This window comes from Nisaea sp. (assembly GCF_040217065.1).
Classification (GTDB): domain Bacteria; phylum Pseudomonadota; class Alphaproteobacteria; order Thalassobaculales; family Thalassobaculaceae; genus Nisaea.
This window is the reverse complement of record NZ_JAVJNX010000005.1, coordinates 112,871-139,038: the sequence shown is the minus strand read 5'-3', so window position 1 is coordinate 139,038 and position 26,168 is coordinate 112,871. Positions and strand designations below refer to the sequence as shown.

Here is a 26,168-nt window from a genome sequence, read left to right as displayed (position 1 = left end):
AAAATGTTCACTTATGTCAAGTTTAAGTTCATCTCTGTCCATTTCACTGGAACCTGTGTGATCCAGCCGCTAGACTTGCCGCCATGGAAATTGATACCTCCCAAGACAACGAGCCGAAAAATACGGGCTGGCGCGGATCGCGGGAAATCTGGCTTGAGGCGGCAAAAGCGGCTTTCCTGGAGAACGGCATCGATGCCGTGAAGATCCAGCCACTGGCCACCCGGCTGAACCTGTCGCGCACCAGCTTCTATTGGTTCTTCAGGGACCGGGCGGCCATCCTCGCGGCCCTTCTCGAAGAATGGGAGGTGAAGAATACCGGCGGCATCGTCTCCGCGTGCGAGGCCTATGCGGACAATGTTGCTGAAGCGATGCTGAACATCATCAGCGTCTTCCTGGACGAAGAACGATTCGAGCCCCGCTTCGATTTCGCCATCCGGGGCTGGGCCCATCAGTCCAGCGCAGTGATGGTCCGTGTCGCCGCCGCAGACGAGGTCAGGCTTGCCGCGATCCGCTCGGTCTTCGAGCGCTTCGGTTTCGATCCGGGTGAGGCGGATGTTCGCGCCCGGACCATCTATCTCGTCCAGATCGGCTATATCTCGATGCAGATTGAGGAGCCGCTCGCCCTCCGCATGGAGCGGATACCCGCCTATGTGAAGACCTTTTGCGGCCAGCCGCCGACGCAAAGTGAGCTGGCCCGCTTTCACGCCCGGCATGGATTTCAGCCGCCAACGGGTGCAATACCCTGTTAACCGTGCATTACGCTATCATCAGAGCCGGAAGCCGTAAGGCAAGAGCCGGTCGATATCGAGAATGTCGGCGGTGAACTCCGCGTCGCCCGTGTCCACCAGGATCAGGGCGGCGTCCTGCGCCTCCTCCCGGTCGATGAATTCCCGCATCACCTGCCGGCAAATTCCGCAGGGGGAACGGTCGGGGAGCGGGCCGTCGAGACTGTCGGCCGTGGAGAGGGCGAGAAACTTGATCCGCCGGAAGCCTTTGGCGGCGGCGGCATGCAGCGCGTTGCGCTCACCGCAGATCGTGGCGCCGTAGGAGGCATTCTCGATATTCGCGCCGGTGATAACCGCTCCCGACGGATCGTCCGCCATGATGACAGCCGCCCCGACATGGAAATGCGAATAGGGCACATGCGCGTTCCTTGCCGCTGCCCGCGCGCTCTTCACCAGATCGCGCAGGACTGCCGGATCCGCCATCACGCGTTTCTCCGGAATGTGCTGACCGGCGATGCGAAACCGCCCCGCGTCCGTTTCCAGCACACTATCGGCGGCCTCTATCGCGGGCAGGAGGATTTCGATCTCCGCCATCGGCTTAGTGCTTCTTTCCGTAGACGGCTTCCGGGTCGTACGCCTTGCCCTCCTTGATCACATCGAGCACGGCCTTGCCATCCTCGATCCGGGCGGCCCGGTAGAAGCAGCTGTCATAGCCGACATGGCAGGCCGGACCGGACAGCACCCGCAGCAGCACCACGTCCTGATCGCAGTCGACCCGGAGCTCGACCAATTTCTGCACATGCCCGCTTGTCGCGCCCTTGTGCCAGATCTCGGCCCGGGACCGGCTCCAGTAGACCGCCTCGCCCAGCTCCAGCGTTTTCGCCAGCGCCTCCCGGTTCATGAAGGCGAACATCAGGACCTCGCCGGTCTCCGCATGCTGGGTGATGCAGGGGATCAGGCCGTCCGCATCGAATTTCGGCTGGAAGGTCGCGCCTTCCTCAAGCTCCGCCTTGCCGCCGCGCTCTGAAAACAGGGTAGTCGCTGTCATGGTCACCGCTCCGCAATCAAGATCCGGTTATAGGCCCCCGCCCCGCCTGCCTGCAATGCCGCCAAAAGTGGACCGATCGGGCACGGGACGCGTACAACCATGGAATTGGATGTTGAAAGTGACCGGACCGGCATGCCTCGCGAGAAACAGTTCCAGTCTTTGGCCGAAGCCGCCGTCGCCGTGCTTGAGACCGGCGATACACGGCGGAAGGCCACACTCGGCCGCGCGGTCGTCTCCGCCTGGAAAGACGGAACTGTCAGCGATATCGGCACAGCAGTACCGCCGGACCGCCCGGCACGCCCGCCCCTGCCTGCCCTGCGCCCGCCGCGCGAGGTGCCGAAGCGCAGGATCACGGCGGCCCCGGCCGGCCGGATCGCGCTGCTGCACGCGCTGGGCCATATCGAGCTGAATGCCATCGATCTCTCCTGGGACATCATCGCCCGCTATACCGGCCACGATCTCCCGCAGGATTTCTATATCGACTGGATGAAGGTTGCGGATGACGAGTCGAAACATTTTCTGCTGATTGCCGACCGGCTGGAGGAACTCGGCTCCCATTACGGCGCCCTGAACGCCCATGACGGGCTGTGGGGCGCGGCGACGGAAACCGCACATGATCTGCTGGCCCGGCTTTCCATCGTGCCGCTGGTGCTGGAGGCGCGGGGCCTCGACGTCACCCCGGCGATGATCACCAAGATGCGCGAAGTCGGGGACGGGCCGAGCGCGGAAATCCTGCAGATCATCTTCGATGACGAGATCACCCATGTCGCTGTCGGCAAACGCTGGTTCGACCATGTCTGCGATCGCCAAGGCAAACCCCGGATCGAGACGTGGCAGCATCTGGTGCGTAAACATTTCCGCGGCGGCGTGAAGCCGCCCTTCAATATCCCTGCGCGCGAGCTGGCCGGCTTCGCAGCCGCCTTCTACGTCCCGCTCGGCGAGGAATTCCTGGCCTCGCAAAAGACCGGTGCCGGAGGCGACAAACAGTGAGCGCTGTGCTTTCACGCGAATTCGTGCGCCGGTTCGACGCCTCCCGGGAAGAGGTCTGGGAAGCCCTCGCAGATACGCGGCGCTACAACGAATCCATCGGCCTGCCGAAGCACGAGATCCGGGAGGACCCGCAGCCGGATGGCAGTGTCCGGTTCTACGCCACCGCCAATATCGGATTTGTCACCCTGCATTGGGAAGACATCCCGCAGGAATGGTCCGCCGGCCACTGGTTCCGGCACCGCCGGCTCTTCCTCAAGGGCCCTCTGAAGCAGCTTTATGTGCATGTTCGCTTCGAGGACGGCCCGGACGGGGCCGGATGTATCGTTCATTATCGCATCGATATCGAACCCCGGAACCTGATCGGCGGCGTGATCGCCCGCCGGGTTATCTTTCCGGCAACGGACCGGGACTTCACACGAGTCTCCGAGCAGATCGAGGAATGGGCAAAACATCAGACCGCGACGCCCTACCCGACCGTGCCGGTGAGACTCGACGCGGCCCAAAGCCAGCGCCTTGAGAGTGCACTCACCCGGCTTGAAGCCTCCCGCTACGGACATGGCCTCGGGCGCCGGCTTGGCGACTGGCTGCTCTCGGCACAGGAAATCGACCTGATGCATATCCGCCCGCTGCGCCTCGCCCGATTGTGGGGCGCCAAGGAACGCCATGTCATTGAGCTCTGTCTGCAAGCGGTGAAGGACGGCCTGCTGGAAAGCCGCTGGGACCTGCTCTGCCCACGCTGCAAGGGCGCAAAGCTGTCGGAATCCGCGCTCGACGAGTTACCCCAGGGCGCGCACTGCGCCTCCTGCAATGTCAGCTATGACCGGGATTTCGCCCGCAATGTCGAGCTCACCTTCCAGCCCGCTGCGGGCATCCGCAAGGTGACCCAAGGGGAATTCTGCCTGTTCGGTCCGATGTCGACGCCGCATGTCCGGCTGCAGCTGCGGGTCCCGGCTGGTGGACGCGAATACATCAAGGCCGCCATGGAACCCGGTTCCTACCGCATCCGCACTCTGGAACCCGGGCCGGAACGCATCGTGGATCATTCCGACGGAAACTTCCCGGTGATTGCGGTCTCCGAAGACGGCATCGAGCCGGAAGCGCTGTCGGAAGCGCCGGACATGGTCACCCTCATCAACCGCAGCGACCGGGACCGGGTGGTCATCATCGAGGCCCGGGACTGGGCCGAGGACGCGCTGACCGCCCACCGGGTCACCTCGATGCAGGCTTTTCGCCACCTCTTCGCCGAGGACGTGTTGCGCGGCGGGGACGAGGTTGGCATTGCCCATATCACCCTGATGTTCACGGATCTCAGCGGCTCCACCGCACTCTATGAACAGATCGGCGATGCCCCTGCCTACGGCATTGTCCGGGAGCATTTCGATTTTCTTGCCCGGATCGTCCGGGGCCATGATGGCGGCGTCGTGAAAACCATCGGCGACGCTGTCATGGCCGCCTTCACCGAACCGGAATCCGGCGTCCGGGCGGCCCTGGCGATCCGTGCCCATATCCTTGATTTCAACCGGGAGCACCGCGGCAATCCGATCGGTCTGAAGCTCGGCCTGCATGCCGGACCCTGCATCGCCGTTACCATGAACGGACGGCTCGATTATTTCGGTGGCACCGTCAATATGGCCGCCCGCCTGCAGGGCGAGGCCGGTCCCGGCGAGATCGTCATCAGCGAGGCCATTGCGAGCGATATGGCGGCAGCGGAAATTCTCAATTCGAAATGGCTGGAGCAGGACCTCCGCGCTATAAGAGGGTTCAAAGAGCCAGTCACATTTCGGCGACTCCTGCCGGATGACACAGCGTCAGAACCAGAATAACCACGAAAGGCCGCGCACCAATGAGCCCGGACTCCGCCCAGCAATCGAACACCCCGAAGATCGAACCCGAAGAAATCCTCGAAGGCATTCTTGACTGGGTCGAGGCGGAAAGCCCGACCACCGACAAGGACGCCGTCAACAGGGTCGCGACAAAGGTCGAAGGACTTTACAAAGGCCTTGGTCTCGCCATCGAGCGGACCCCCGGCCGGGACGGTTACGGCGACATCATCCGGGCCCGCACGGAAAATGCAACAGGCGAAAAAGGCATCCTGGTGCTCAGCCATATCGACACGGTGCACCCGATCGGTGTGAAGGACGGCGCGTTGAAGATCCGCCGCGAGGGTGACGAGGTCTACGGCCCCGGCATCTACGACATGAAAGCCGGCGCCTACCTGCCCTATTACGCCTATCGCCACCTGCAGCGCCTCGGCCGCAAGACCAACCTGCCGGTAACGTTTCTCTACGTTTCCGAGGAGGAGGTCGGCAGCCCGGTTTCCCAGGAAATCATCGAGGAAGAGGCCCGCAAGGCGAAATACGTGCTGGTCACCGAACCGGCCCGCGATGGCGGCAAGGTCGTGGTCTCCCGCAAGGGCGTCGGCCGCTTCGTGATGAAGATCACCGGTCGGCCTGCCCATGCCGGCGCCAAGCACGAGGATGGCCGCAGCGCCGTCAGCGAGCTGGCAAACCAGATCAAGGCAATCGACGCGCTGGTGGATTACGAGCGCGGCGTGACCACCAATGTGGGCATGATCAGCGGCGGCACCGCCGTCAATGTGGTTGCGCGCGACGTGGTCGCTGAAATCGACCTTCGGGTCCTGACAAAGGAAGACGGCGAGGAGCTCACGGCAAAGATCCTCGGCCTCAAGGCCCAGAATCCGGATGTGACCGTCGAGGTTACCGGCGGCATGAACCGCCCGCCCTTCGAGGCATCCGATGCCAGCATGAAACTGTTCGAACATGCGAAAGCCTGTGCGGCGGAATTCGGGCTGGAGCTTGAAGCCACCACCACGACCGGCGGCGGCAGCGACGGCAACTTCACAGCCGGCCTCGGTGTCCCCACCCTCGACGGCCTCGGCGCCGACGGTGCAGGGGCGCATACGCTGGAAGAGAAGATCTATTTCTCTTCCCTCGAACCGCGCGCGAAAATGTGGTTCCGCCTGCTGGAAACGCTGGAATAGAGATAGATAAAGATACGTTTTCCCGGACTTGATCCGGGACCTTGGAGCGATAAAGCTCCTTCGAAAGGTCCCGGATCGGGGGCCGGGAAAACAATATTTTTCTACTCCGCCGCTACCGCAGAGGCGAGCTGATGTGAAACCAGCTGGGCGTAGAGCCCGCCCTTGGCCACCAGCTCCTCATGGCTGCCTGTTTCCACCAGTGCCCCCTCGCTCAGCACCGCGATCATGTCCGCGCTGCGGATGGTCGAGAGCCGGTGGGCGATGACGATGGTGGTGCGGTCGCTCTGCAGCCGGTCCAGCGCCGCGCGGACCGCCTGCTCGTTCACCGCATCGAGATGCGAGGTTGCCTCGTCCAGGATCAGTACCGGCGCGTCCTTCAGGAAAGCCCGGGCAATCGCCACCCTCTGGCGCTGACCGCCCGAAAGGCTGGTGCCGCGTTCGCCGACCCTTGTATCGAGCCCGTCCGGCAACATTTCCAGCAGATCGCCGAGTGAGGCATGGCGCACTGCCGCCTGCAGGTCCTCCTCACTGGCATCGGGACGGGCAAGCATGATGTTGGCGCGGAGCGTGTCGTTGAACAGGTAGGTGTCCTGCGCCACCAGGGCGATCCGGCCACGCAGATCATCCAACTTGAAGCCCTTCAGGTCCGTGCCATCCATCAGCACCCGGCCGGAATCAGGGTCCCAGAACCGCATCAGCATCTGGGCCAGCGTCGTCTTGCCCGCGCCGGAGGTACCGACCAGCGCCACCGTCCTGCCGGCCGGGATCTTCAGGCTGAAGTCCCGGATGGCCCGGCGATTCTGTCCCGGATAGCGGAAGTCGACATCCTCCAGCGATATTGACACCGCCCCGGACCGGGCCGGAGCACCGGGGCCATCCGTCACCGGGACCGGCTCGTTATTCAGGGCATAGACGCGCCGGGTCGAGCCCAGCGTATCGGCAAGTTGCCTTCCGATCTGGGCAATTTCGGACACCGGCAGGAAGGCCGCCATGGCAAGGATGGTCAGCAGCGGCAGCACACCTGCCTCGACCACGCCGGATGCTGTCAGCCAGGCGCCGGTGACGACCACAGCCAGACCGCCGAGACCGGTCAGCGCCTCGAGCAGGCTCTGCTGTGCGGTCAGTTCCCGGAAGAACGGCAGGCGCAGATCGATATGGCGCTGACCGAGCGCATCCAGCTTGTCCCCGCGCGGCCCTTCCTGCTGGAAGGCGACGATCTCGCCAAGGCCCTGCACGCTATCGACCGCGAAGGCGCCAAGCTCGCCGGATGCTTCCCGGGCTTCCGAGCCGAGACTGTCGACCCTGCCCCGCATCAGGAACGGGCTGAGGCCCACGGCAATCAGGAACGGCAGCAATGTCAAAGCCAGCACCGGGTCTTCCATGCCGAGCCAGATCAGCACACCGGCCGGCACCAGAATGGCGACGAAGGCCGGCGCCACCGTGTGGGCGAAGAAATATTCCACAAGCTCGATATCGTGGGTGACCAGCGTCATCAGATCGCCGGTGCGCCGCCGGACGAGATAGGCCGGGGCCAGCGCGTCCAGCTTGCGGAAGGTATCGATCCGCATCTCCGCCAGCAGCCGGAACGCCATGTCATGGGCGAGCCAGGATTCCAGCCAGTGCAGCACGCCGGACAGCGGCGCCACCACCGCCAGCCCCCAGAGATAGGGCGTGAAATCCGTGCCGTTCTTCAGGGCCAGCACGACAAAGGCGCTGAGCACACCGACGCCGATGAAGCCGAGCACCCGGAGTACGCCGAACAGGAAGGTCAGCACCAGCTTGCCCTTCCACGGCATGATGACCTTCATCAGTTCGGTGACAACCTGCGTCCAGGTCAGCCCCTCGGCCTTGATGATACCCTCGGTCGGCGCCTGTATGGCACCGCCCGGAACGTCGGCAAGGCTTTCCGCGGCCGGTTTCACCGGCGCGTCCCGCACCACCGGCTCCGCCTCGTCGGCGGCGGCTGCCTCACGGGCCTGCTCGGCCATCAGCCCGGCATAGAGCCCGCCGGCCTTCATCAGCGCGCCATGCGGACCTTCCTCAGACACCTTGCCCTCGTTCAGCACCAGAATGCGGTCGCAATCGATGACGCTGGAAAGACGGTGTGCCAATACCAGCGTGGTGCGGCCCTTCATCAGCCGGTTGAGGGCGTCCTGGATGACCGCCTCGTTCTCCGCATCCACCGCCGACAATGCCTCGTCGAGAATCAGGATCGGGGTGTCGCGCAACAGGGCCCGGGCAATCGCCATGCGCTGGCGCTGACCACCGGAAAGCTTGATGCCGCGCTCGCCGATCACCGTCTGGTAACCCTCGGGCAGACCTTCGATGAAATCATGGATGTTGGCGGCCTGTGCGGCTGACACCACGGAGGCGTGATCCGCCTCGGGCCGGCCCATGCGGATATTTTCCTCCACCGTGCCATGGAACAGGAACGTGTCCTGGTTCACCACCGAGATCATCGAGCGGATCTGCTCGAAGGACAACGTATCAAGAGGCTTGCCGCCAAGCAGGATACGGCCCCCGGTCGGATCGAAGAAACGCAGCAACAGACGGACGACGGAACTCTTGCCGCAACCGCTCGGACCGACAAGGCCAATCCGCTCTCCCGGCTTTACCGCAAAGCTGAGCCCGTCATGCACGGTGCGCGGCGCTCCCGGATAATGAAAGCCGACATCCTCGAAGATGATGGACGCTTCCAGTGGCGCAATATCGGACGCCACGGCATCCACCACGTCCGGCTCGCCGTCCAGCACCCGGTAGATGCCTTTCGCGGCGGACAGCCCGACCATGCCTTCATGCAGCACGTTTCGCAGCTCGCGCATGGGCCGGAACACCTCGACGCCAAGCATCATGATGACCAGCAGGGAGGTGAGCTCCAGCTGTCCTTCCGCTACCCGCCATGCACCGAGTCCGAGCGCGGCGGCAGCACCGCAGGCAATCGAGCTGTCGGTGATGCCGCGGGCAAGCACATTGCCGCTCAACACCCACATGGTGCTGCGGAACACTTCCCGTGCCTTCACTTCCAGCGTATCGCCACGCGCCTTGCTCTGGCCGAAAGCCTTCAGGGTGGCGAGGCCCTGCAGGGAATCCAGAAACTCGGCGGCGAAGGAGGAGTAGGCCTCCTGACGGCGGCGGGCGCTGCGCTCGTTCGAACTGTGCCAGAGCGCCGGCGCGAACACCGCCAGCAACGCAAAAGCCAGCATGACCAGCGCCACCGGCAGGTCGATCCAGGCCACGAAGGCGAAAATCAGCAGCGGCGCCAGCAGGGAGACCGCGAGCTGCGGCAGATACTGGCCGAAATAGACCTCCAGCCGGTCCACGGCATCGGTCAGGGCCAGCGTGATGGCGCCAGACCGTTCCCGCCCGACATAGGCCGGCCCGAGGCTGGCGAGCTTGTCATAGACCTTCCGGCGCAGGCTGACCTGCACCTTGGCCGCCGTTTCGTGCGCCACCATGTTGCGCCATTGCTCGACCCAGCCGCGGGCGACCATCACCAATGCAATCCCGGCAATGGAGGGCCAGAGATCTTCCAGGGTATCGCCGGAGAAGATCCGGCCGATCAGCCACCCCAGCAGGCCGAGCCGGGCGACGCCGAGACCGACACCGAGCAGTCCGATCAGGATCGCCCAGGAAATCCGGCCGCGAACCCCTTCGGTGAACTGCCACAATCTGGTTTCGAAATGCATGGTGGTTTCCCTTCAGGCGGCACGGACCGGCTGGTCTGTTATTCCAATCGGGATCAGATTACCCGAAAGATAATATTCCGGGACTGGACAAATTTTGCATCGCACCGAACAATTTTGTACCACCCTCTTGCAAGCCACTCGCATTAAGGTACCGCCATGCTGACCGATTGGGACGATTACCGGGTGTTCCTGACCCTTGCGCGCGAGCGGAGCCTGACGGCTGCCGCGAAGGCGCTGAATGTGAGCCACCCGACCGTGGCCCGGCGCGTGAAGTCGCTGGAGGATGCCATCGGTGCCCGGCTGTTCGACCGGCTGCCGGACGGCTATGTCCTGACCCCCGCCGCCGAACAGTTGCTCGCTGACGTGCAGGCGATGGACGATGCCTCACAGGCCATCGAACGGCGCAGCCTCGGCCTTTCGGACACGGCACGCGGTACGGTGCGGATCTCCGTCGGCGAACACATGATGCATTTCCTCGCCCAGCATCTCGCCAAGCTTCGCGACCGGCTGCCGGAAATAGAGATCGAACTGCACGTGACCCACCTGATGGCCAACCTCTCCCGGCGCGAGGCGGATATTTCCATCCGCGAGGTGGTACCGGATGCGGCTGATCTGATTACCCGGCGGATCGGCCGATTCCATTATGCCGTCTATGGCACGCCGCAGATGGTCGGTCAGGTCAGCGGCGGTAATGACGGGGACAGGCTGAACGGCTCGCTCGCCTATCTGCCCTGGATCGGCTTCGACGAGGAGCATCATTACATGCCGGGCCAGGCCTGGATCCGGCAGCTCCTGGGCAATCGCAGCCCGGTGGTGCGGGCCAATAATGGCAACAGCCTGCATCTCGCGGTCAGTGCCGGTGCCGGCGTGACCGTCCTGCCCTGCTTCATCGGCGATGCCGACGCGAACCTGGTCCGGGCAACGCCGGTTCTTGACGATGTGGTCGCGGACCAGTGGATGCTGGTGCATCGCGACCTGCGGACCCTGCCCCGGGTCCGCGCCATGATGGACGAGCTGGCGCGCCTGTTTCAGATGCAGAAAAAGGCGCTAGAAGGGGAAACGCCAGTTTAGTACATGGTCTCCTTGTACCGCTCCACCATCTCGTCCTGCGTCTCGGCCTCAACCGCCAGGTTGAGCTGATCCTTGAGGATCTTGCCAAGAGACGGCATGACGGAGCGCTCGACCTGCGCCTTCGGATCCCAGAGACGTGAGCGCATCAGGGCCTTGGCGCAATGATAGAAAGCGGTATCGATCGTGATCCGGATGACGGTGACAGGGAGCCGTCCCTTGATCTCGAACCGTGCGCGGAGCGTTTCGTCGTGCAGGATTTCGGCCGTACCGCGGACCCGCAGGGTCTCGTCAATACCCGGCACCAGAAAGATCACTGATACGGTCGGATTCGAGATGATGTTCGCAAGCGACTCAAGCCTGTTGTTTCCCGGTCTGTCGGGGATAAGCAATGTCAGGTCGTCCGGCATGAGCACGAAACCGGGGCCGTCGCCGCGCGGTGAAATATCAACCTCGTTGTCCGCGTTGTGGGTCGCCAGCAGCAGAAACGGCGACAGGTCGATAAACTGCCGACAATAGAAATCCAGCGCCTGCAGATCCTTTGCGCCCGCCCGTTCGCTCACGGGCTTGTAGAGGCTACGCAGGGCCTCGACCGTTTCAATCTTTGCCATGACACCTTCCGAAACTGAAAATTCGCGCTGGCATGCTGCGTTGCTGCAGCCGGAACGTCAACCGCGCCAGCGCAAGACCGTATCGCGGACAGGATTATCGAAGGCACCGCCGTCCTTGCGCCAGACGCCGTAAGATTCTAAGCCGGAAAGACCATTCCCCCTGAATAGCGGAATCGTCGATCAGCATGAGCGCGGATTGAAGGCGAGGCCACGCTGCTGCTTTATCGCCACGTCACGGTCCTGGCCGAGGAAGCGCTTCACGAACGGTACAAGAAGCGGCTTCAGGGGCGTCAGCCAGGACATTATCCAATAGACTACGTGATACACCTCGCTCTGCATCGGGCTAATCGGCGTCACGCAAGTCAGGTTGCAGAGCTGATGGCGGCCCGCTTCGATGTGCGCGACACGTACGCCCGGCAGGCGAGATCGGATCTCGGTGAAGATGCCGCCGCCGAGGATCTTGCAGGCGGCGGCGTTGAGTGCCAACCGAACGGGCACGCCATAAGCCGGATCATTTGCTGGCGCAGGTAATGCAGGTGGTGATGGCGGGATCCAGTTCCAGGCGCTTCAGGGGAATCTCCTCGCCGCAGGAGACACAATAGCCGAAATCCTCGTCCTCGATCCGCGCAAGCGCGGAGGCAATGCGCTGCAATTCCATTCCGCGGCGGCGTTCGGTTTCCTTGGCCATGGCCTGTCCCTGCAATGCGTCCATACGAGAAAGCCGCCCAACCCGACTCTGGTCAAGTTCGACCGGCTTGGCCGCCCCCGACGCAGAGTCCATCACTGCCTGCAATTCGATACGCCGGGCAAGCAGCAGGCCCCGGAAATGATCGAAATCAAACGCCATGGCTGCACATGCGCCCGGCTCCGGCTCAGTAGACCAGCTGGTCGTCGCCGCCGGAACCGCCGATCACCAGCTCGCCGCGATCGGCGAGATCCTTGGCCGCCGTGACCATGGCGGTCTGCGCATCCTCGACATCCTTCAGCCGCATCGGGCCGAGAGACTGCATGTCCTCGCGCAGCAGCTTGGCCGCGCGTTCCGACATGTTCGAGAAGAACAGGTCCTTCAGCTCCTCCGACGCCCCCTTCAGGGCGATGGTCAGCTTGTCCTTGTCGACCGCGCGGAGCAATGTCTGCACCCCTGCCGGATCGACCCGGGCCAGATCCTCGAAGGTAAACATCAGGCTGCGGATCTTCTCCGCGCTGTCCTTGTTCCGTTCCTCAAGGGCCGAGAGGAAACGGGACTCGGTCGCCCGGTCCAGATGGTTGAAGATCTCCGCCATCATTTCATGGCTGTCGCGCCTGTTGGTGCGGGCCAGGTTGGACATGAACTCGGTGCGCAGCACCCGCTCCACGTCCTTCTCGATTTCCTTGTTCACCGCATCCATGCGCAGCATGCGCATAACCACTTCCATGGCGAAGTTTTCCGGCAGGATCGACAACACCTTGCCCGCATGGGCCTGGCCAATCTTGCCGAGGATGACGGCGACGGTCTGCGGATACTCGTTCTTCAGGTAGTTCGCCAGGACCTGCTCGTTCACATTGGCGAGCTTGTCCCACATGGTGCGGCCGGCCGGACCCCGGATCTCCTCCATGATGTCGCCGACCCGGTCGCCGCCGAGCACCTTGGTCAGCAGCCGCTCGGTGGAATCCATCGAGCCGACGAGGGAGCCGGTGGAGGAGACCTGCTCGGCGAACTCGACGAACAGCCGCTCGACGACGTTGGAACTGACCGTGCCGAGCCCGGCCATGACCTGGGAGACTTCCTTGATCTCCTCATCATCGAGCAGGGCAAACAGCTTTCCTGCCTGCTCCTCGCCAAGAGACATCAGCAGGATTGCGGACTTCTCCGGACCGGTTATGCCCCGATAATCCTCCCGGACACGCATTCCCATAGTGGCCGTCCCCAAAAAAGACGTTAGTCAAGAAAATTTGGTGAATCGTAACACGAATTGCGGGGCGCCTGAAGTGGCTAACAACTTCCGATCCCCTATCGCATTCTACGCCGACAGCCGGCCCGGGTTACCGGCCTAGGGGCACAGGCTCCGCATCAGTGCGCGAAGATCACCGGGATGTCGGACTGATCGAGAATCTGCCGTGTCGCCCCGCCGAAGATCAGCTGGGTCAGGCGGCTCTGGGTATAGGCCCCCTTCAGCAGGAGGTCGGCCCCGAGCTCCCGGGAGATCTCGACCATCTTGGCTCCCGGACCGCTCGGTGCGTCGCTCTTGTGCTGCTCGGCCTTGATGCCGTGTCCGGCCAGGTAATTCTGCAGCGCCGCCCCGTCCGGGCCGGATGTGTACCAGCCTTCGAGCTCGACAATATGCACCGCCTTGGCGGAACGCAGGATGGGGATGCTCTGGCCGATCAGGCGGGCCGTCTCGGTGCTCCGGTTCCAGGCGACGACGACCGTTTCGCCGAACGGCTTGTCCCAGCCTTCGGGCGCCAGCATTACCGGGCGCCCACCTTCAAACAAGGCCATTTCAAACAGGGTCTGCCAATGCGGACTACGGGTTGCGCGGGCCACCACGGTCAAATCGAAAATCCGCGACTCCTCGCCGATCTGGCGCCAGTTCGACAGACGGTGCAGTTCAACCGAAACCCGCCCCCCGAGATCGTCATCGAGTTTCCCCTTCGCGGCAAGGAACTGGCTTTCGGCCTGTTCGCGCTGCGCGGCAACCTCCTCGTCGATGCCTTCATATGACACCACCCCCCCGCTCATCGGATCGACGATCACCGGATCGGGCAGACGCGGATAGAACAAGGCCGTCACCTTGCCGTCGAACCGCTGCGCCATGCGGGCGGCGGCGGCAATCGGCGTCACGTCAGCGTTATCGGCCCCGAACGGCAGAAGGACTTGTTTCATTGGTTGCATCTCCATTTCATACGATACCGTAAGCCGATAGCAGCGCCGGATAAAGGCCTGAACAGTGACTAAAGCATATCAGAATTGCGGAATCCGACTCTAACCCAAACTTCCTGTCGCATCGTTCAGGGACCAGTCGAACGCATAGCTGACGGCAACGTCTTCGGCCAGCATCGGGCGCAAGGCCGGCAGCGCGTAAAGCCGGAGATGCGACAGTACGGCCTGCCGCGAGCCGCCGAAATCCGCCGCATACCAGTCATACAGGCCGGACAGGGTCGCGGCCCGGCCGTCGGCCCAGACACCGCGCGGATGATTGACGAAATCAAGCGCCTGTTCGTCGAGCATGCGATCGACTGTCTCACCGGTAAAAGCCTGCGCCAGCAGGCCGGGCGATCCGATGGCGCCGTAACAGAGACCGTAATGCACGCGGCCATCGCGCCAGATGGCGCGCAGGATGCCGTCGCGGATATCGGCAAGACTGAGGGGGCGGCCCTCGACCTCGACAATAGGCCTGTTCCAGGGCGTGCCGTCGCCGAAATCGATGTCGCGGACGGACAGCACGAGATAGGCCCGGGAAATCAACCGGACCACGAGGGCATTGTGCAGATTGAGCCAGAAGGCATATTGCTCCGGCCGGTCCAGCGACCGGACGGGCGTCGCCGCCAGCCCGCCGAGATAGGTATCCAGCAGCTCCCATTCCGCGCTCGCGATTTCGCCATAGGGCAGCAGGGGAACATGGTCTGATCTGAGACGGCGGTATTTCCCCAGGAAGCGGTCCCAGAGACGGTGATCGACCAGCCGGCGCGCGCCCGGCACATGGGCCCGCCAGTGCTCAATAGGGCGCACCGGACCGGGCACGAACGGCCGGTCCAGGCGGAAAAGTCCGGCGCTGCAGCCACCGAGCGTCGCCGCCAGCAGCCCGCCGGCCAGCACCTGGCGCCGGGTTTGCCAACGTTTATGGATCACGGAACGATGGACATCTGGACCGATCCGATCCCTTCCACCTCGTAGAGAAACCGCTCCCCGGCCCCGGGAAAGCGGGTCTTCAGGGTCGATCCGGTCATGACGATCATGCCGGCCTCAAGCGGACGCCCCTGGGCGGACAGCTCGTTCGCCGCCCAGGCCAGAGCCGTCAGCGGATTGCCGAGTGCTGCGCCGGTTGTCGCGGTCTCCACCTCCCCGCCGGTTTCCAGACGGGTCGGCGTTGCGGCAAGATCGAAGCCGCGCCAGTCCGTCACCGGCTGCCCCAGGACGACGGCACCGGACCAGGCATTGTCGGCCACCAGCGATCTGGCATCGAAATTCTCGTACACGGCGTTGCGATCCTCGATCAGCTCGAAGGCCGGAATGACGGCATCGACATAGGGGGCAATTGAAACCGCATTGTAGGGCTGCGCCACCGGGGGAACATCGCGGCCAAGCCGCAGCGCAAGCTCGAACTCGACACCGACATGCTGGAACGCGCCAAGGGAAATTTCCGCCGGGGCGTGGAAAACCGTGTCGTCGAGGATCGCGCCCAGCAGCGGATGGTCAACACCCACGAACGCCTGCATGGCGGCGGAGGTCAGGGCGATCTTGTAGCCGGCAATGCCGGCGCCGCGCGCCTCCCTGGAAAGGGCGACGAAAATCTGCTGCGCCCGGTAGGCCTCCGCCATGTCGGCCAGCGCCAGTTCCCCCTCAAGCGTCAGGAACGGCTTGCCTGTACTATGTTCCGCCAGAAGATGCCGGGCAATTGCCTGCTCCTTATCCACATTCGCTCCGGTTTCCGGCATTTGATTTCCTCCATCGGCCGTCCCCTGACGGACCTGTTGCTATGCCGGGAGAGTGTCTCCGATCCGGAACGCACGCTCAATACCAACTGAACCGGCGAGCCAAATGGCCCTGCAATTGAAACATCGGGACTGACCATACGAATATTCGATCGAACATCTCCATCAGACTGCTCCCATGGTTTTCCAGGCACGGGAAACCACACCGCATTATCCGGCCCGAAAGGTCCGGCACGTTACATCCGGAGAACTGGATGCTCCCGCGACCACTGCCGAATCACCCGATCTGTCGGCGTAAAACCCATGCATGACGCATGGCCAGGGCGCTATCCGGAGCGTCAGACCGGTCCGGAAATTCCAATACCGCGCTTAAGGTTTCTTAAACCTATAATATTGTATTGTATCAGCACGATAGCCGAATACGAACGCGCGAAGGTGAACCGTACAAAACGCCAAAGCGCAATGAGTGCGCATTTTTTACTGGAAATTAATTTCGTTCGAACCTATCTACTAAGTCACTGAGTTGTAACACATGCGGGAAAGGTGTGAGGCGGCCGACATGGTCATCAAGGGCAAGGTAAAGAAATCGATCAAGAAGCAGATCAGCAGCCAGGGCTTTGCCGAGGTGGACCTGACTCTTGACCAGATCGAGAAACTTCACCTGATCAATGACGACCGCGGCATGAACCGGGAGAACGAGCGGTTCTGGAAACTTGTCCGCGCCATTCGGGATCACGGCTACGCCTCGACAGACCCGCTCCGCATCTTCTATCTCGACGACAGCTTCGTGCTGGTCGATGGCGGCCACCGCCTGACCGCAGCCCGCAAGGTGGCGGAAGAATGGCTGTCAAACCTATTCCGGGAAAAGGTCCACTATATCAGCTGCCTGGTGACCGAAGGACCGCTGCAGGACAGCGCCGACACCGGCAACCGCTCCCTGCCCGCCTGACCGATCCCGGTTTCCCCCACCGACATATGCCGCGCCCCATTGGCAAGCGCCGCCCGCTCCTGTATCACCTTCGCCTAGGCGGCCCCGTAGCTCAGCAGGATAGAGCGACAGATTCCTAATCTGTAGGTCACAGGTTCGAATCCTGTCGGGGTCACCACTCTTTCATCGAAGGCAGCCAGAGCCTCTAAAACCCTAAAGCCTCTGCGTTTCGCGCGGTTCGCCTCCCCTTTTCGGCCGTTTGCGATTTGCCCTTCAAAGGCCAATCGGAGCACGGTTTGCTAATGCTCCGACTTATCGGAAACCCAAAGTTTCCGAGGGTTCGACAAGAACGCGAACGCAGTTCGCAAACGTTCGTCAAAGGCGATGAGCGGTTTTGCAGCGGGAGCGCCACAAAGCTTTGAGCGGAACGCGAAACATGGTAAATTGTAAGTACAAATAAAGTAAAACGCATTAGCCGTTAAAGCATAGTTGGATCATCTCCATGACGAGTGAAGCTGGTAAGCCTGTTTCCGATATGGAAGAATGGCCAGCCGGAATGAAGATCGTGAATGGTCATCTCGCGAAAGACATCCGCGAGCAGGGCATGATCCAGCCACCCAACAGCTTCGGATACATTCATCTGGCTGCGGAAGTTGAACGGCCGCATCCCCTGAAACGGAACAGCGCTGAAAAGAAGGCATTGCTGGCCTCGCTGAAGACTGCCGCCGCCGCGCTCCGCGCGGCCGAACCGGAGCGGGTTCAACGGGTCGACCTGTTCGACGCTTTCGTCATCCCACCAGGGTCGAAAGAGGGCCGGGAACTCATCGCCAGGAGTGGCTACGACGTGCATTTGGCTGCATTTGACATAGTCGTGCTGGTTGAATGCAGCGATGTCGACACCGCACGCTCGGTCCGCGACAGTGAAGCGTTCGTCACCATCCAGAACCTACTGACCGAAGGGGCGAGCCACACCCATTGCTTTGTCGGGTCCAACGCCAAGCGTATCGCCGAAGTCGATCACGACCGAGACGGAATATTCCTTTTTAACTATTTCTACGCGGCGGACATCGCCGCCAAGGGCGCTGACGGTATCGACATCTTGCTCGGGGTTTGGGAATACACCGCCGGCTGGTGGACCGCTTATGCCAACCTTACAAATTCGACCCCGCTGCAACCGGTCGCCGGCGAGAAATCAGATTACAGCCTGATCAATCACTGCCGATGGGACCGGCTGGCCGACATCCTGCCGCATCTCCTGTTCCGGCCGTCGCTCGGCAGGTTTGTGCTGGCCAACTTCACCGCCAACGACATCATGGCAATGCCGATTCTTTATCGTCTGGCAAAGTAGCGCTTTGTTCGGTCGTTAGGCGACTTCGCTGCAGCACATGCCGCGACGCCGGCCAACGGTTCCGCTCACAACCTGAACGCGCGTCAGGCGACAAGCAGCCGATGCAGCAGACGACCCGCCACGGCAACAACGGCCACACCACAACAAAAAGTCCAACCCAGTTTACAAACGACTTGCGGCATCAGTGACGCCGTTCTCCATTGCCAGTATTTCCACGGAAAACCCGATTGGAATGCGCCGTCTAACCAAGGATTAAAGGCAGAAGGAAGGCGGCGCCGACGGGCAGGAACGGAGCTGGGCCGCGCGTTTCAGAGGCTGGTCATGGCGGCCCCGGTCAGGACCGGCCCCGACGCCGGGCAGAGCAGCACCAACATGGAAAACCAGCGCGCCATGCAAGCCGGATCGAGGGACGGTCTCCGCAGGCTGACCGGCCCGCACAGCAAGCCCCCGAGGACCCCGGCCTCAAAGCAGGAGGCTGGGCAGGAAGGTGATGATCTCCGGGAAAGCGATCAGCACTCCGATGGTGATGACATCGGCGATGAAGAACAGCAGGATCCCCCGGAACACCTTGCCGAGTGGAATGTCCGGCCGGACCCCGTTCACCACGAAACAGTTGAGACCGATCGGCGGCGTGATCAGGCAGACTTCCGCCATCTTCACCACGATAATGCCGAACCAGATCGAGTCGAAACCAAGCGCGATCACCGCCGGATAGACCACCGGGAGCGTGAGCAGGAGCATCCCGATGGCATCCATGAACATGCCAAGGACGGCATAGGCCAGCAGAATGGTGATCATGATCACCATCGGATGCATGTCGAGGCTGAGAATCCAGACGGTAAAGGCCTCCGGCAGACCGGAGAAACCGAGGAACCTGACGAAGATCAGCACACCCCAGATCATGGCGAAGATCATCGCCGTGAGTTTGGCGGTCTCCATCAGGGCGTCGCGCACCGTCCTGGCCTTCATCCCCCGCCGGAGCGCCATGGCGAGCACGACTGCGGCGCCGAGCGCACCGGCTTCGGTCGGCGTCGCCCATCCGCCATAGATCGCGGTGATGATGATGATGACGACGGCGAAGATCGGGAAGGTCCCTGGCAGGGCCTTGAGGCGATCCATGTGTGTAAAGCCGGTCACCGGCGGGCCGACATCCTTTTGCACCGTCGCCCAGAGGATGATGATCGCGGCGTAGATCAATGCGGAAACAAGTCCCGGCAGGAAACCGGCGAGCAGCAGGGCACCGACCGATTCCTCGACGATGATCGCGTAGATCACGAGGATCGCCGAAGGCGGAATGAGTGACGCCAGCGTCCCGCCGGCCGCCACCACGCCCGCCGCCATGGCAGGATTATAGCCGTGCTTCAGCATGTCCGGAATGGCAACCCGCGCAAACACGGCGGCTGTCGCTGTCGAGGCCCCGGAGACGGCGGCAAATCCGGCGGTCGCGAAGACCGTGGCCACCGCCAGCCCGCCCGGCACCCATCCGATCCATTTACGCGCCGCATCGAATAGCTGCTGCGTCATCCCCGCATGGAAGGCGAGGAACCCGATCAGGATGAACAGCGGCAGGACGCTCAGCGCATAGGTGGAGGATTTCGAGTGCGGGATCGTGCCGACGATCCCGGCTGCGGGTGCCCAGCCCAGCAGTTCCACCAGACCAAGCAACCCGACGATGGAGGCGGCAAACACGATCCGGATGCCGACCAGCACCAGGAGGAGCAGCAAGCCGACACCGAGCAAGCCGACCAGGAACGGGTCATCAAATCCAATTCCGAGTATCATCGACCGTCATCCTGGTTTTCGCCAAAGGTCTCCCGGATCTCTTCCTGGGCCAGCTCGGCCGCATCCTTGGGCACGACCACTCCGATATGCTCGGCGTCGGGATCAAGCACGAGCCGCAACGACCCCAGCAACTGAATGAACAGCCGCCCCCACCAGATCGCGAAGGCGATGGGAACGAGAAGCTTCGAGGGCCAGACCGGGAATTCGGCATCGATCGTGGTGTCGCCGAGTTCATAGGCCCGCAGGAAATGATCCCAGCCAAACCAGACAATCACGGCGATGATCCCGAGGGCCGCGATCGTGCCGATACTTTCCACGATCCAAAGGGTCCGGCCACGCAGGTGAGCCAGCAGGAGCTCCATGCGGATATGCCCGCCCAGACGCTGGCAATAGGCCGCACCAAGAAAGGCCAGGACCGCCATCGAAAGCTCGACCAGGTCGATATAGCCGACGATCGGGCTGTTGAAGACGCTCCTGAGCACGATCTGCATGACCCCCAGCAGCATCAAGCCGAGCACCGCCGCACCGGCGACAAAATTGGCCAGATTCTCAAACGGCGTCAGAGTCCTGTCAGCCTGCAGGAGGAAAGAACCGAAGGAACCTCCGGGGCTCTCGCCCGGCGTCTCGGATGTCATTAAACGACCTCGTTTATTTGGTGTTGCCGGACCAGCAAGGTCGCCCGGCCGATCAGGGCGCCGGGCGGCACGCGGACCGCCCGGTACCTTGCGCGGTGCCTATTTCAGCGTCGCTTCAGCTTCTTTGGCGTAGGCCCAGACGGCGTCGAACACGCCCTGTGCGTCGAACTTGTCCTTGTTCTCGGCAATCCATTCGTCCCAGACGGGCTTTCCGGCAACCTTGCGAAACTCGGCCAGGGTCGCCTCGTCATAGGTGATCTTCGTCATGGTCTTTTCGAACATCGGCAGGTTCTTCTTGTCCTCTTCTGCATAGGCCGCCTGTGTCACGTCCATGACCTCATCCCGCATTCCCGTGAGGAGATCCTGATACTGTTTCGGAAGCTTGGCATAAGCGGTTTTGTTGAAGACCCAGCCACATTCAGACGTACCGGGAGTGAGGTTGGACGTGTACCAGTCGGCTTCGTCGCTGATCTTGAAGGCGACATGGGCATAGGTGTAGGGGAAGGCCGCGGCGTCGAGCGCCCCGCGCTGGAACGCGGTCGAGGTCTCGCCGGCGGGCAGGGTCTGCCGCACTGCACCCAGCCGTTCCATCGCGGCTCCGAGGCCGCCGCCGGCCCGCACCCGCAGGCCGCTCCAATCACTCAGTTTCAGCGGCGGTTCACCCTTGCCGAGGATCTCGTACTGGGGCAGCAGGCCAGAGACATAGGGGACGGCATTCCACTTCGCCATATCCGCGACCAGCGCCGGATGGCTCATCATCCGCGACCGGACATATTTGTCGACGCGCGGATCGCCCAGCGGCAGAAACGGCAGCGAAAACACCATGAAGGCCGGATTCTTGCCCGGATGATAGAAATTACAGAAGGCGGCGCCCTCGAAGGCATTGAGCTTCAGCCCGTCGAGATTCTCGCGCGATTTGGACAATTGCCCGCCATAGAAAATCTTGATGCGGAACTTGCCATCGGTCTCTTCGGCGACCTTCTCGGCCAGCCGTTCCATGCCGGCGGACAGGGCCCGCGGGTTCCCCCACATGGACAGTTTCCAGAACAGGGTCGGGCCGTCCACCGCCGCCAGTGTCGGCGCGGCACACCCGATAAAGGCCGCCGTCGCGGCGGCGATTGCTAAAAATTTCCTGCGCATTTTGTCCTCCCAGACCTGTTTGCCTCACGAGCGATTCCTGTCGCCCTTCATTCGTCGCGACCGCCGCTCGAGGGCGATCTGCGTCTTACTTGAAAATAAACATATTCTGTCCTTAGATTAAAAAAAATCGTTTTTTTCTGGATCAAGCCAAAAATCCAACCTTAGAATGGACCATGATGTATGCAAACCAGATGATCTTCCGGGTATTCCAGACCGCCTCGACGCAGGAAATTGCCCTGCCGAATGCCGACGCCCCCTCCATGCTTTATGTGCAAGACGGGACGGTAACGATCGACGGCATGGCCTTGGAAGCGGGAAACGGGACTTTTCTCGCCGCCGGGACGGCAGGAACCGTTACCGGTACGGGCCGCTTCTGTCTCTGGTCCCTCGGCGAGGTTCCGCAGGAAACGCCAGAACATTGCGTCCTGCAGGACCATGCTGGGCTGGACCTAGCACCGGGCACCTATGCCTTCCGGCTGGACTCGGTCGGGTTTCCCAAAGGGGCCCGCGCCTATCGGCACGAGCATCCCGGGCCCGGATTCCGGTATCTGCTCTTTGGTCAGTTGGAAATAAAATCGGATGATCACAGCACGCTCATCACTCCTGGAGTCCCCTGGTTCGAAGGCGCGCACTCACCCGTGACAGCAATTTGCGCCGAGGACCGGGAAAGCCGTTTCGTCCGGGCCCACCTGCTGCCAGAAGCGTATCTGGGTAAGCCGACGATCCGCTATCTGAATGCCGAGGACGAGGCTAAGCCAAAGCTTCAGACTCACGAGCGTTTCTGCGAATATCTGGTCAAACTCGGGGACTGAAGGACGCAAGGCGTAGCCAGTGGAAACCTCTCTTAAATCCGGTATCGACCACTCTGCCACACCATTGCGGCGCGACACCTCGTCGCTCACCGCGCAGACTGCGGGGCGCATTAGGGCGGACATCCTCAATGGTGCCTGGAAACCCGGAACCAAACTGAAAATCAGTGACCTCTGCACGCGTTACGGTGTCGGCACAACCCCGGTACGGGAGGCCCTCAGCCTGTTGACCTCCGACAATCTGGTCGAGCGCGTGGATCAGCGCGGCTTCCGCGTTGCCGTCGTCAGCAAGGCCGAATTCAGCGAGCTCCTGAAGACTCGGTGCTGGCTTGAGAAACGCGCCCTCGAGGAATCAATTCTCCATGGCGACCGCGCCTGGGAAGAGGCGCTTGTCATCGCCCACCATCATTTGGCGCGTTTTCCCAGAACGCGGGAAGGCGGAGACTTCGACGCAAACCCCGAATGGGAAATTCGGCACAAGGCTTTCCACACCGCCCTGATCTCCGCCTGCGGCTCGTCGATTCTGCTGCGCTATTGCGACCAGCTCTACGACCAGAATATTCGCTACCGCATGATCTCGGGCATATCGGCCTACCCGAGCCGGCGGATCGGTGAGGAACATGAAGCGATCATGAGTGCCGCACTGGACCGTGACGCGGACGTGGCCGTGTCGCGTCTGATCTCCCACTATGAAAGCACCGGACGCTTTCTTGAAGAACGCCTGCGCTAGAAAGGTCGAAGCATGAGCGGATATCACCTGGTCGATATAGCATCGACTCTCACGCTGGAGATCGCGCAGGCGATCTCCGGCAATACCCTGGCCGCAGGACGGGAGGCGAACCTGTTGCCGCTGACCGTCGCGGTGCTCGACGCCGGTGCAACCCTGGTACATTTCCAGCGCGAGGATGGCTGCGGGACGGTCCGCGGCGACATCGCGATCGGCAAGGCCGCAGCCGCACTCGGCATGGGCATCCCGAGCAGGACGATCCGCGACCGGCTGAAGGAAAGACCCGCCTTCCAGTCCGCGATCGCCGCCGCCTCCGGCGGAAAGTTCATACCCGTGCCGGGCGGTGTGCTGATCCTGGGCGCGGACGGCAAGGCGATCGGCGCGGTCGGCGTCAGCGGCGACGCCTCGGACAGGGACGAATATGCGGCAATCACCGGCATTCGGGCAGCGGGGCTCGTCTCCGATCCGGCCGAGCCGGTCGAGAACTGGAAGTCCGCCGCCCTCTGAAACTCGCGCGACACGGCCAATCAAGAATCACTCATCCAAGAAGGACAGAGAATGCGACTCTTAAGCTTCGAAAAAAACGGCTCCCCCACGCTCGGCGTGCGGCTCGGCTCTGAGGTGGTCGATCTCAGTGTCGCCGCGCCGCAATTGCCACGCGACCTGCTGTCCCTGATCAAGGCCGGTCCCGAGGCGTTCGACGCGGCCAGAAAGGCGGCAGATACGGCGACGGAACGCCTCCCGCTCGAAGGATTGACGCTCTGCGTGCCGATCGCCGATCCCCCCAAAATTCTCTGCGTCGGACGGAACTATGCCGCGCACGCCAAGGAAGGCGGGGCTGAGCCGCCGACCTATCCGGACATCTTCATGCGCAGCCGCCTTTCGCTCGTCGCCCACGATGCGCCGATCATTCGCCCGGCGCTCTCGGGCAATCTCGATTACGAGTGTGAATTGCTGGTCGTGATCGGCCGCCACGCCTCGAAACTGAGCGAAACGGAAGCGCTCGGCGTGATCGCCGGCTACTCGATCTTCAACGACGCGACGTTGCGGGACTACCAGCGCCGCACCACGCAATGGACCATCGGCAAGAATTTCGACGGTACCGGGCCGTTCGGTCCGGAAATGGTGACGCCGGACGAATTGCCCGACGGCTGTGTCGGCCTGCAGATCCAGACCCGCCTCAATGGCGAGGTGATGCAGAGCGCAACAACGGCGGACATGATCTTCCCGGTCGCCACGACGATTTCCCTCCTGAGCCAGACCATGACCCTGGAACCCGGCGACCTGATCGCGACCGGAACGCCGGAAGGCGTCGGCTATGCCCGGAAGCCGCCGGTCTGGATGAAGGATGGCGACATCGTCGAGATCGAGGTCGAGGGCATCGGGGCCCTGCGCAATCCGGTCAGAAACGAAACCTAAACCGGCTGACCGGTTGCCAGCCATCTCTTGGTTGAGTCGCCCTGGATGTCGTGGGAGATCCCTAGAGGCCGATTGCCTCACCCTCGCGAACAACCGCCGGGTCATAGGCTTTACGGGCGAAAACCTGTCGCACCATCGGCTCGAAATGGTCCAGCGGCTGCGACGGGTAATCCGGATCGAACGAGGCCTGGTCCCAGCGCTCACAGAATGCGGAGCAGGTCTCGAAACAGGGATGGTCCCGGAAGCGCTCGCGCGCGTTCCGGTCCCAATTGTAGTGATGGGCGTAATAGAGCATCTGGAAAATGCCGTGATGCTCCACCGTCCAGGAGACTTCCCAACGCACGAAGGGCCGGATCACCTCGGCCGAGAACCTGTCATGGTTCTGCGGCGCAAGCCCGTCTCCGATGTCGTGCAGCAGCGCGCCGACGATCCAGTCGATATCGGCCCCCTCGGCCTCCGCCCGGGTGGCGGATTGCAGGCCATGCTCAAGACGGGTGATCCGATAGCCCGGAAACGTTACTTCGCCGTGCCGCCGCAGCTCATCCAGCACCCGGTCTGCGGTCATCGCGAGATAAGGCTTTTCGAGTTCATGAAGAAGCTCGTAATCGGCTTTGGTGCCATCCTTCATCTGGGTGAAGGAAACCGTTTCATCCTGCCGGTTCATGCCCCTGTCCCTGCCGCTCCGGAATTCGCGTACATCGCGACGTCGCCGGTTGCCCCGGCGGCGAGTACCGCTGATTGATCGGCGAGAACCCTATCATACAGCGCCAGATCCTCGGCGGCGAAAAGACCGCGGGGGCCGGCGACGTTGAACCAGCCCCGGGCACTGTCGCAACCACGCACAAGCATTGCGTAATCCCGGCCCGTCGCCTCATCGCGGACTTCCGGCGTCACATAGCGAATGGCAAGGCCAATGCGCCGGTCAGTCGATCGGTTCGGCCCGGAGGCGTGAAAACAGCGGCCGTGGTGCAGGGACATTTCGCCCGGCTGCAGCGGACCGTAAGCCGCCCTCTCCTCTTGCACTCCGGCGATCTGCTGGCCGCGCGAGAGCAGGTTCTCGCCCCCCCACGTATCCTCGTGGGCGACGATGGCGTTCTTATGGCTGCCCGGAATGAACCGCATGCACCCGGCCTCGACGGAAACATCGCTGAGCGCAATCCAGGCCGTGGTCTCGCCGTCGGTTTCCCCCATGCCCCAATAAGTCAGGTCCTGGTGCCAGGAGACAGTCTTTTTCGAGCCCGGCTCCTTGATGAAAAGCTCGACCGACCAGACCAGCAGGTTCGGACCCAGCACCGTCTCGACCGCATCTAGTATCTCCGGTCGTCGCGCCAGGTCCGCGAGGAACGGGATGACCAGATGGCCGTTCACCCGGAAGAACTGATTGAGGTCATGACCGCCCATACCGTCCCGGTGGTTCCGCTCAAGGTCCTCGATTTCAGAGCGTACCGAAGCGACCGTCTCGCTGTCGAAAACCGGAATACCGGCGACAAACCCGTCGCGGTGATACTGATCCACCTCTTTGGCCGTGATGCCCTGGCCCATGAAAACCTCCCTGACCGATTGGAAACAGCCTAGCAGGCGGCGGTAGAGCGGCAGAGCAATGGTTCTTGCCCCATAGA

Annotated in this window: 26 protein-coding genes and 1 tRNA gene; 12 read left to right on the top strand and 15 right to left on the bottom strand. The window is 62.5% G+C overall.

Annotated features, from left to right (window positions below; genetic code table 11):
- Positions 1-83: 83 nt before the first annotated feature.
- The gene (locus RH950_RS05355) at positions 84-749 is read left to right on the top strand and encodes a TetR/AcrR family transcriptional regulator (RefSeq protein ID WP_350054460.1); all 666 of its coding nucleotides are present in this window, start codon (positions 84-86) and stop codon (positions 747-749) included.
- Between the two features lie 18 nt (positions 750-767).
- Here RH950_RS05355 and RH950_RS05350 read toward each other — a convergent pair whose 3' ends face one another.
- Together RH950_RS05350 and hisI are read right to left on the bottom strand one after the other, a co-directional pair.
- Positions 768-1,319, bottom strand: coding sequence for a cytidine deaminase (locus RH950_RS05350; RefSeq protein ID WP_350054458.1), 552 nt, complete (start codon positions 1,317-1,319; stop codon positions 768-770).
- Between the two features lie 4 nt (positions 1,320-1,323).
- Positions 1,324-1,773 carry a phosphoribosyl-AMP cyclohydrolase gene (gene hisI, locus RH950_RS05345; RefSeq protein ID WP_350054456.1) on the bottom strand — a complete coding sequence of 150 codons (450 nt, stop codon included), beginning with the start codon at positions 1,771-1,773 and terminating at the stop codon, positions 1,324-1,326.
- 99 nt (positions 1,774-1,872) lie between these two features.
- Between hisI and RH950_RS05340 the strand changes: the two genes are divergently transcribed.
- The 3 genes from RH950_RS05340 to RH950_RS05330 are packed head-to-tail and all read left to right on the top strand — an operon-like array spanning position 1,873 to position 5,764.
- Positions 1,873-2,763: a ferritin-like domain-containing protein gene (locus RH950_RS05340; RefSeq protein ID WP_350054454.1), complete on the top strand. Its 891-nt coding sequence runs from the start codon at positions 1,873-1,875 to the stop codon at positions 2,761-2,763.
- Complete coding sequence (locus RH950_RS05335) at positions 2,760-4,586, top strand: adenylate/guanylate cyclase domain-containing protein (protein ID WP_350054452.1); 1,827 nt, start codon at positions 2,760-2,762, stop codon at positions 4,584-4,586. Before RH950_RS05340 ends, RH950_RS05335 begins: the two co-directional genes overlap by 4 nt.
- A gap of 20 nt (positions 4,587-4,606) precedes the next feature.
- Positions 4,607-5,764 carry a M20 family metallopeptidase gene (locus tag RH950_RS05330; protein ID WP_350054450.1) on the top strand — a complete coding sequence of 386 codons (1,158 nt, stop codon included), beginning with the start codon at positions 4,607-4,609 and terminating at the stop codon, positions 5,762-5,764.
- 101 nt (positions 5,765-5,865) lie between these two features.
- Here the strand turns inward: RH950_RS05330 and RH950_RS05325 are convergent, their stop codons facing one another.
- Positions 5,866-9,450: an ABC transporter ATP-binding protein/permease gene (locus tag RH950_RS05325; protein WP_350054448.1), complete on the bottom strand. Its 3,585-nt coding sequence runs from the start codon at positions 9,448-9,450 to the stop codon at positions 5,866-5,868.
- 156 nt (positions 9,451-9,606) lie between these two features.
- Between RH950_RS05325 and RH950_RS05320 the strand changes: the two genes are divergently transcribed.
- Positions 9,607-10,521, top strand: coding sequence for a LysR family transcriptional regulator (locus tag RH950_RS05320; RefSeq protein ID WP_350054446.1), 915 nt, complete (start codon positions 9,607-9,609; stop codon positions 10,519-10,521).
- On the opposite strand, the gene RH950_RS05315 is transcribed toward RH950_RS05320, so the two are convergent.
- From RH950_RS05315 to RH950_RS05285, 7 genes are all read right to left on the bottom strand, one after another.
- Positions 10,518-11,129 (bottom strand): pyridoxamine 5'-phosphate oxidase family protein, encoded by a 612-nt coding sequence (locus RH950_RS05315; RefSeq protein WP_350054444.1) that lies wholly within the window; start codon positions 11,127-11,129, stop codon positions 10,518-10,520. The genes RH950_RS05320 and RH950_RS05315 overlap by 4 nt on opposite strands.
- 180 nt (positions 11,130-11,309) lie before the next feature.
- Positions 11,310-11,615 (bottom strand): hypothetical protein, encoded by a 306-nt coding sequence (locus tag RH950_RS05310; protein ID WP_350054442.1) that lies wholly within the window; start codon positions 11,613-11,615, stop codon positions 11,310-11,312.
- Positions 11,616-11,640: 25 nt separating this feature from the next.
- On the bottom strand, positions 11,641-11,976 hold the full coding sequence (locus tag RH950_RS05305; protein WP_350054440.1) for a TraR/DksA family transcriptional regulator: 336 nt from the start codon (positions 11,974-11,976) through the stop codon (positions 11,641-11,643).
- Between the two features lie 25 nt (positions 11,977-12,001).
- Positions 12,002-13,024 carry a flagellar motor switch protein FliG gene (fliG, locus tag RH950_RS05300; protein WP_350054438.1) on the bottom strand — a complete coding sequence of 341 codons (1,023 nt, stop codon included), beginning with the start codon at positions 13,022-13,024 and terminating at the stop codon, positions 12,002-12,004.
- Positions 13,025-13,179: 155 nt separating this feature from the next.
- On the bottom strand, positions 13,180-13,992 hold the full coding sequence (locus tag RH950_RS05295; protein WP_350054436.1) for a putative universal stress family protein: 813 nt from the start codon (positions 13,990-13,992) through the stop codon (positions 13,180-13,182).
- 99 nt (positions 13,993-14,091) lie between these two features.
- Positions 14,092-14,958: a DUF547 domain-containing protein gene (locus RH950_RS05290; RefSeq protein ID WP_350054434.1), complete on the bottom strand. Its 867-nt coding sequence runs from the start codon at positions 14,956-14,958 to the stop codon at positions 14,092-14,094.
- The gene (locus RH950_RS05285) at positions 14,955-15,764 is read right to left on the bottom strand and encodes a 2-keto-4-pentenoate hydratase (RefSeq protein WP_350054432.1); all 810 of its coding nucleotides are present in this window, start codon (positions 15,762-15,764) and stop codon (positions 14,955-14,957) included. Before RH950_RS05285 ends, RH950_RS05290 begins: the two co-directional genes overlap by 4 nt.
- 529 nt (positions 15,765-16,293) lie before the next feature.
- On the opposite strand from RH950_RS05285, the gene RH950_RS05280 reads away from it, so the two are divergent.
- From RH950_RS05280 to RH950_RS05270, 3 genes are all read left to right on the top strand, one after another.
- Positions 16,294-16,710, top strand: a complete 417-nt coding sequence (locus RH950_RS05280) for a ParB N-terminal domain-containing protein (protein WP_350054430.1) — start codon at positions 16,294-16,296, stop codon at positions 16,708-16,710.
- Between the two features lie 80 nt (positions 16,711-16,790).
- A tRNA-Arg gene (locus RH950_RS05275) sits at positions 16,791-16,867 on the top strand.
- A 324-nt stretch (positions 16,868-17,191) separates the two neighbouring features.
- Positions 17,192-18,037, top strand: coding sequence for a hypothetical protein (locus RH950_RS05270; RefSeq protein WP_350054428.1), 846 nt, complete (start codon positions 17,192-17,194; stop codon positions 18,035-18,037).
- Positions 18,038-18,499: 462 nt separating this feature from the next.
- Here the strand turns inward: RH950_RS05270 and RH950_RS05265 are convergent, their stop codons facing one another.
- The 3 genes from RH950_RS05265 to RH950_RS05255 form a co-directional block, all read right to left on the bottom strand.
- Positions 18,500-19,819 carry a TRAP transporter large permease gene (locus tag RH950_RS05265; protein ID WP_350054426.1) on the bottom strand — a complete coding sequence of 440 codons (1,320 nt, stop codon included), beginning with the start codon at positions 19,817-19,819 and terminating at the stop codon, positions 18,500-18,502.
- Complete coding sequence (locus RH950_RS05260) at positions 19,816-20,454, bottom strand: TRAP transporter small permease subunit (protein WP_350054424.1); 639 nt, start codon at positions 20,452-20,454, stop codon at positions 19,816-19,818. The genes RH950_RS05265 and RH950_RS05260 overlap by 4 nt, the downstream gene beginning before the upstream one ends.
- Positions 20,455-20,553: 99 nt before the next feature.
- Positions 20,554-21,594 carry a type 2 periplasmic-binding domain-containing protein gene (locus RH950_RS05255; RefSeq protein ID WP_350054422.1) on the bottom strand — a complete coding sequence of 347 codons (1,041 nt, stop codon included), beginning with the start codon at positions 21,592-21,594 and terminating at the stop codon, positions 20,554-20,556.
- Positions 21,595-21,767: 173 nt separating this feature from the next.
- Here RH950_RS05255 and RH950_RS05250 point away from each other — a divergent pair, with 173 nt between their 5' ends.
- Genes RH950_RS05250 through RH950_RS05235 form a run of 4 tightly spaced genes read left to right on the top strand, consistent with a single transcriptional unit; the run spans position 21,768 to position 24,549 of the window.
- On the top strand, positions 21,768-22,406 hold the full coding sequence (locus RH950_RS05250) for a cupin domain-containing protein (protein WP_350054420.1): 639 nt from the start codon (positions 21,768-21,770) through the stop codon (positions 22,404-22,406).
- Between the two features lie 19 nt (positions 22,407-22,425).
- The gene (locus RH950_RS05245; RefSeq protein ID WP_350054418.1) at positions 22,426-23,133 is read left to right on the top strand and encodes a GntR family transcriptional regulator; all 708 of its coding nucleotides are present in this window, start codon (positions 22,426-22,428) and stop codon (positions 23,131-23,133) included.
- A gap of 12 nt (positions 23,134-23,145) precedes the next feature.
- Positions 23,146-23,637, top strand: a complete 492-nt coding sequence (locus RH950_RS05240; RefSeq protein ID WP_350054416.1) for a GlcG/HbpS family heme-binding protein — start codon at positions 23,146-23,148, stop codon at positions 23,635-23,637.
- A 51-nt stretch (positions 23,638-23,688) separates the two neighbouring features.
- Positions 23,689-24,549, top strand: a complete 861-nt coding sequence (locus tag RH950_RS05235) for a fumarylacetoacetate hydrolase family protein (protein ID WP_350054414.1) — start codon at positions 23,689-23,691, stop codon at positions 24,547-24,549.
- A 61-nt stretch (positions 24,550-24,610) separates the two neighbouring features.
- Here the strand turns inward: RH950_RS05235 and RH950_RS05230 are convergent, their stop codons facing one another.
- Together RH950_RS05230 and RH950_RS05225 are read right to left on the bottom strand one after the other, a co-directional pair.
- Entirely contained in the window at positions 24,611-25,213 is a 603-nt protein-coding gene (locus tag RH950_RS05230; RefSeq protein WP_350054412.1) for an HD domain-containing protein, read from the bottom strand.
- On the bottom strand, positions 25,210-26,091 hold the full coding sequence (locus tag RH950_RS05225; protein ID WP_350054410.1) for a phytanoyl-CoA dioxygenase family protein: 882 nt from the start codon (positions 26,089-26,091) through the stop codon (positions 25,210-25,212). Before RH950_RS05225 ends, RH950_RS05230 begins: the two co-directional genes overlap by 4 nt.
- Positions 26,092-26,168 lie beyond the last annotated feature (77 nt).

Coding starts and splice junctions, on each gene's coding strand:
- RH950_RS05355 (WP_350054460.1), top strand. CDS start 84: ATGGAAATTGATACCTCCCAAGACAACGAGCCGAAAAATACGGGCTGG.
- RH950_RS05350 (WP_350054458.1), bottom strand. CDS start 1,319: ATGGCGGAGATCGAAATCCTCCTGCCCGCGATAGAGGCCGCCGATAGT.
- hisI (WP_350054456.1), bottom strand. CDS start 1,773: ATGACAGCGACTACCCTGTTTTCAGAGCGCGGCGGCAAGGCGGAGCTT.
- RH950_RS05340 (WP_350054454.1), top strand. CDS start 1,873: ATGGAATTGGATGTTGAAAGTGACCGGACCGGCATGCCTCGCGAGAAA.
- RH950_RS05330 (WP_350054450.1), top strand. CDS start 4,607: ATGAGCCCGGACTCCGCCCAGCAATCGAACACCCCGAAGATCGAACCC.
- RH950_RS05325 (WP_350054448.1), bottom strand. CDS start 9,450: ATGCATTTCGAAACCAGATTGTGGCAGTTCACCGAAGGGGTTCGCGGC.
- RH950_RS05320 (WP_350054446.1), top strand. CDS start 9,607: ATGCTGACCGATTGGGACGATTACCGGGTGTTCCTGACCCTTGCGCGC.
- RH950_RS05315 (WP_350054444.1), bottom strand. CDS start 11,129: ATGGCAAAGATTGAAACGGTCGAGGCCCTGCGTAGCCTCTACAAGCCC.
- RH950_RS05305 (WP_350054440.1), bottom strand. CDS start 11,976: ATGGCGTTTGATTTCGATCATTTCCGGGGCCTGCTGCTTGCCCGGCGT.
- fliG (WP_350054438.1), bottom strand. CDS start 13,024: ATGGGAATGCGTGTCCGGGAGGATTATCGGGGCATAACCGGTCCGGAG.
- RH950_RS05295 (WP_350054436.1), bottom strand. CDS start 13,992: ATGAAACAAGTCCTTCTGCCGTTCGGGGCCGATAACGCTGACGTGACG.
- RH950_RS05285 (WP_350054432.1), bottom strand. CDS start 15,764: ATGCCGGAAACCGGAGCGAATGTGGATAAGGAGCAGGCAATTGCCCGG.
- RH950_RS05280 (WP_350054430.1), top strand. CDS start 16,294: ATGCGGGAAAGGTGTGAGGCGGCCGACATGGTCATCAAGGGCAAGGTA.
- RH950_RS05270 (WP_350054428.1), top strand. CDS start 17,192: ATGACGAGTGAAGCTGGTAAGCCTGTTTCCGATATGGAAGAATGGCCA.
- RH950_RS05265 (WP_350054426.1), bottom strand. CDS start 19,819: ATGATACTCGGAATTGGATTTGATGACCCGTTCCTGGTCGGCTTGCTC.
- RH950_RS05260 (WP_350054424.1), bottom strand. CDS start 20,454: ATGACATCCGAGACGCCGGGCGAGAGCCCCGGAGGTTCCTTCGGTTCT.
- RH950_RS05255 (WP_350054422.1), bottom strand. CDS start 21,594: ATGCGCAGGAAATTTTTAGCAATCGCCGCCGCGACGGCGGCCTTTATC.
- RH950_RS05250 (WP_350054420.1), top strand. CDS start 21,768: ATGATGTATGCAAACCAGATGATCTTCCGGGTATTCCAGACCGCCTCG.
- RH950_RS05240 (WP_350054416.1), top strand. CDS start 23,146: ATGAGCGGATATCACCTGGTCGATATAGCATCGACTCTCACGCTGGAG.
- RH950_RS05235 (WP_350054414.1), top strand. CDS start 23,689: ATGCGACTCTTAAGCTTCGAAAAAAACGGCTCCCCCACGCTCGGCGTG.
- RH950_RS05230 (WP_350054412.1), bottom strand. CDS start 25,213: ATGAACCGGCAGGATGAAACGGTTTCCTTCACCCAGATGAAGGATGGC.
- RH950_RS05225 (WP_350054410.1), bottom strand. CDS start 26,091: ATGGGCCAGGGCATCACGGCCAAAGAGGTGGATCAGTATCACCGCGAC.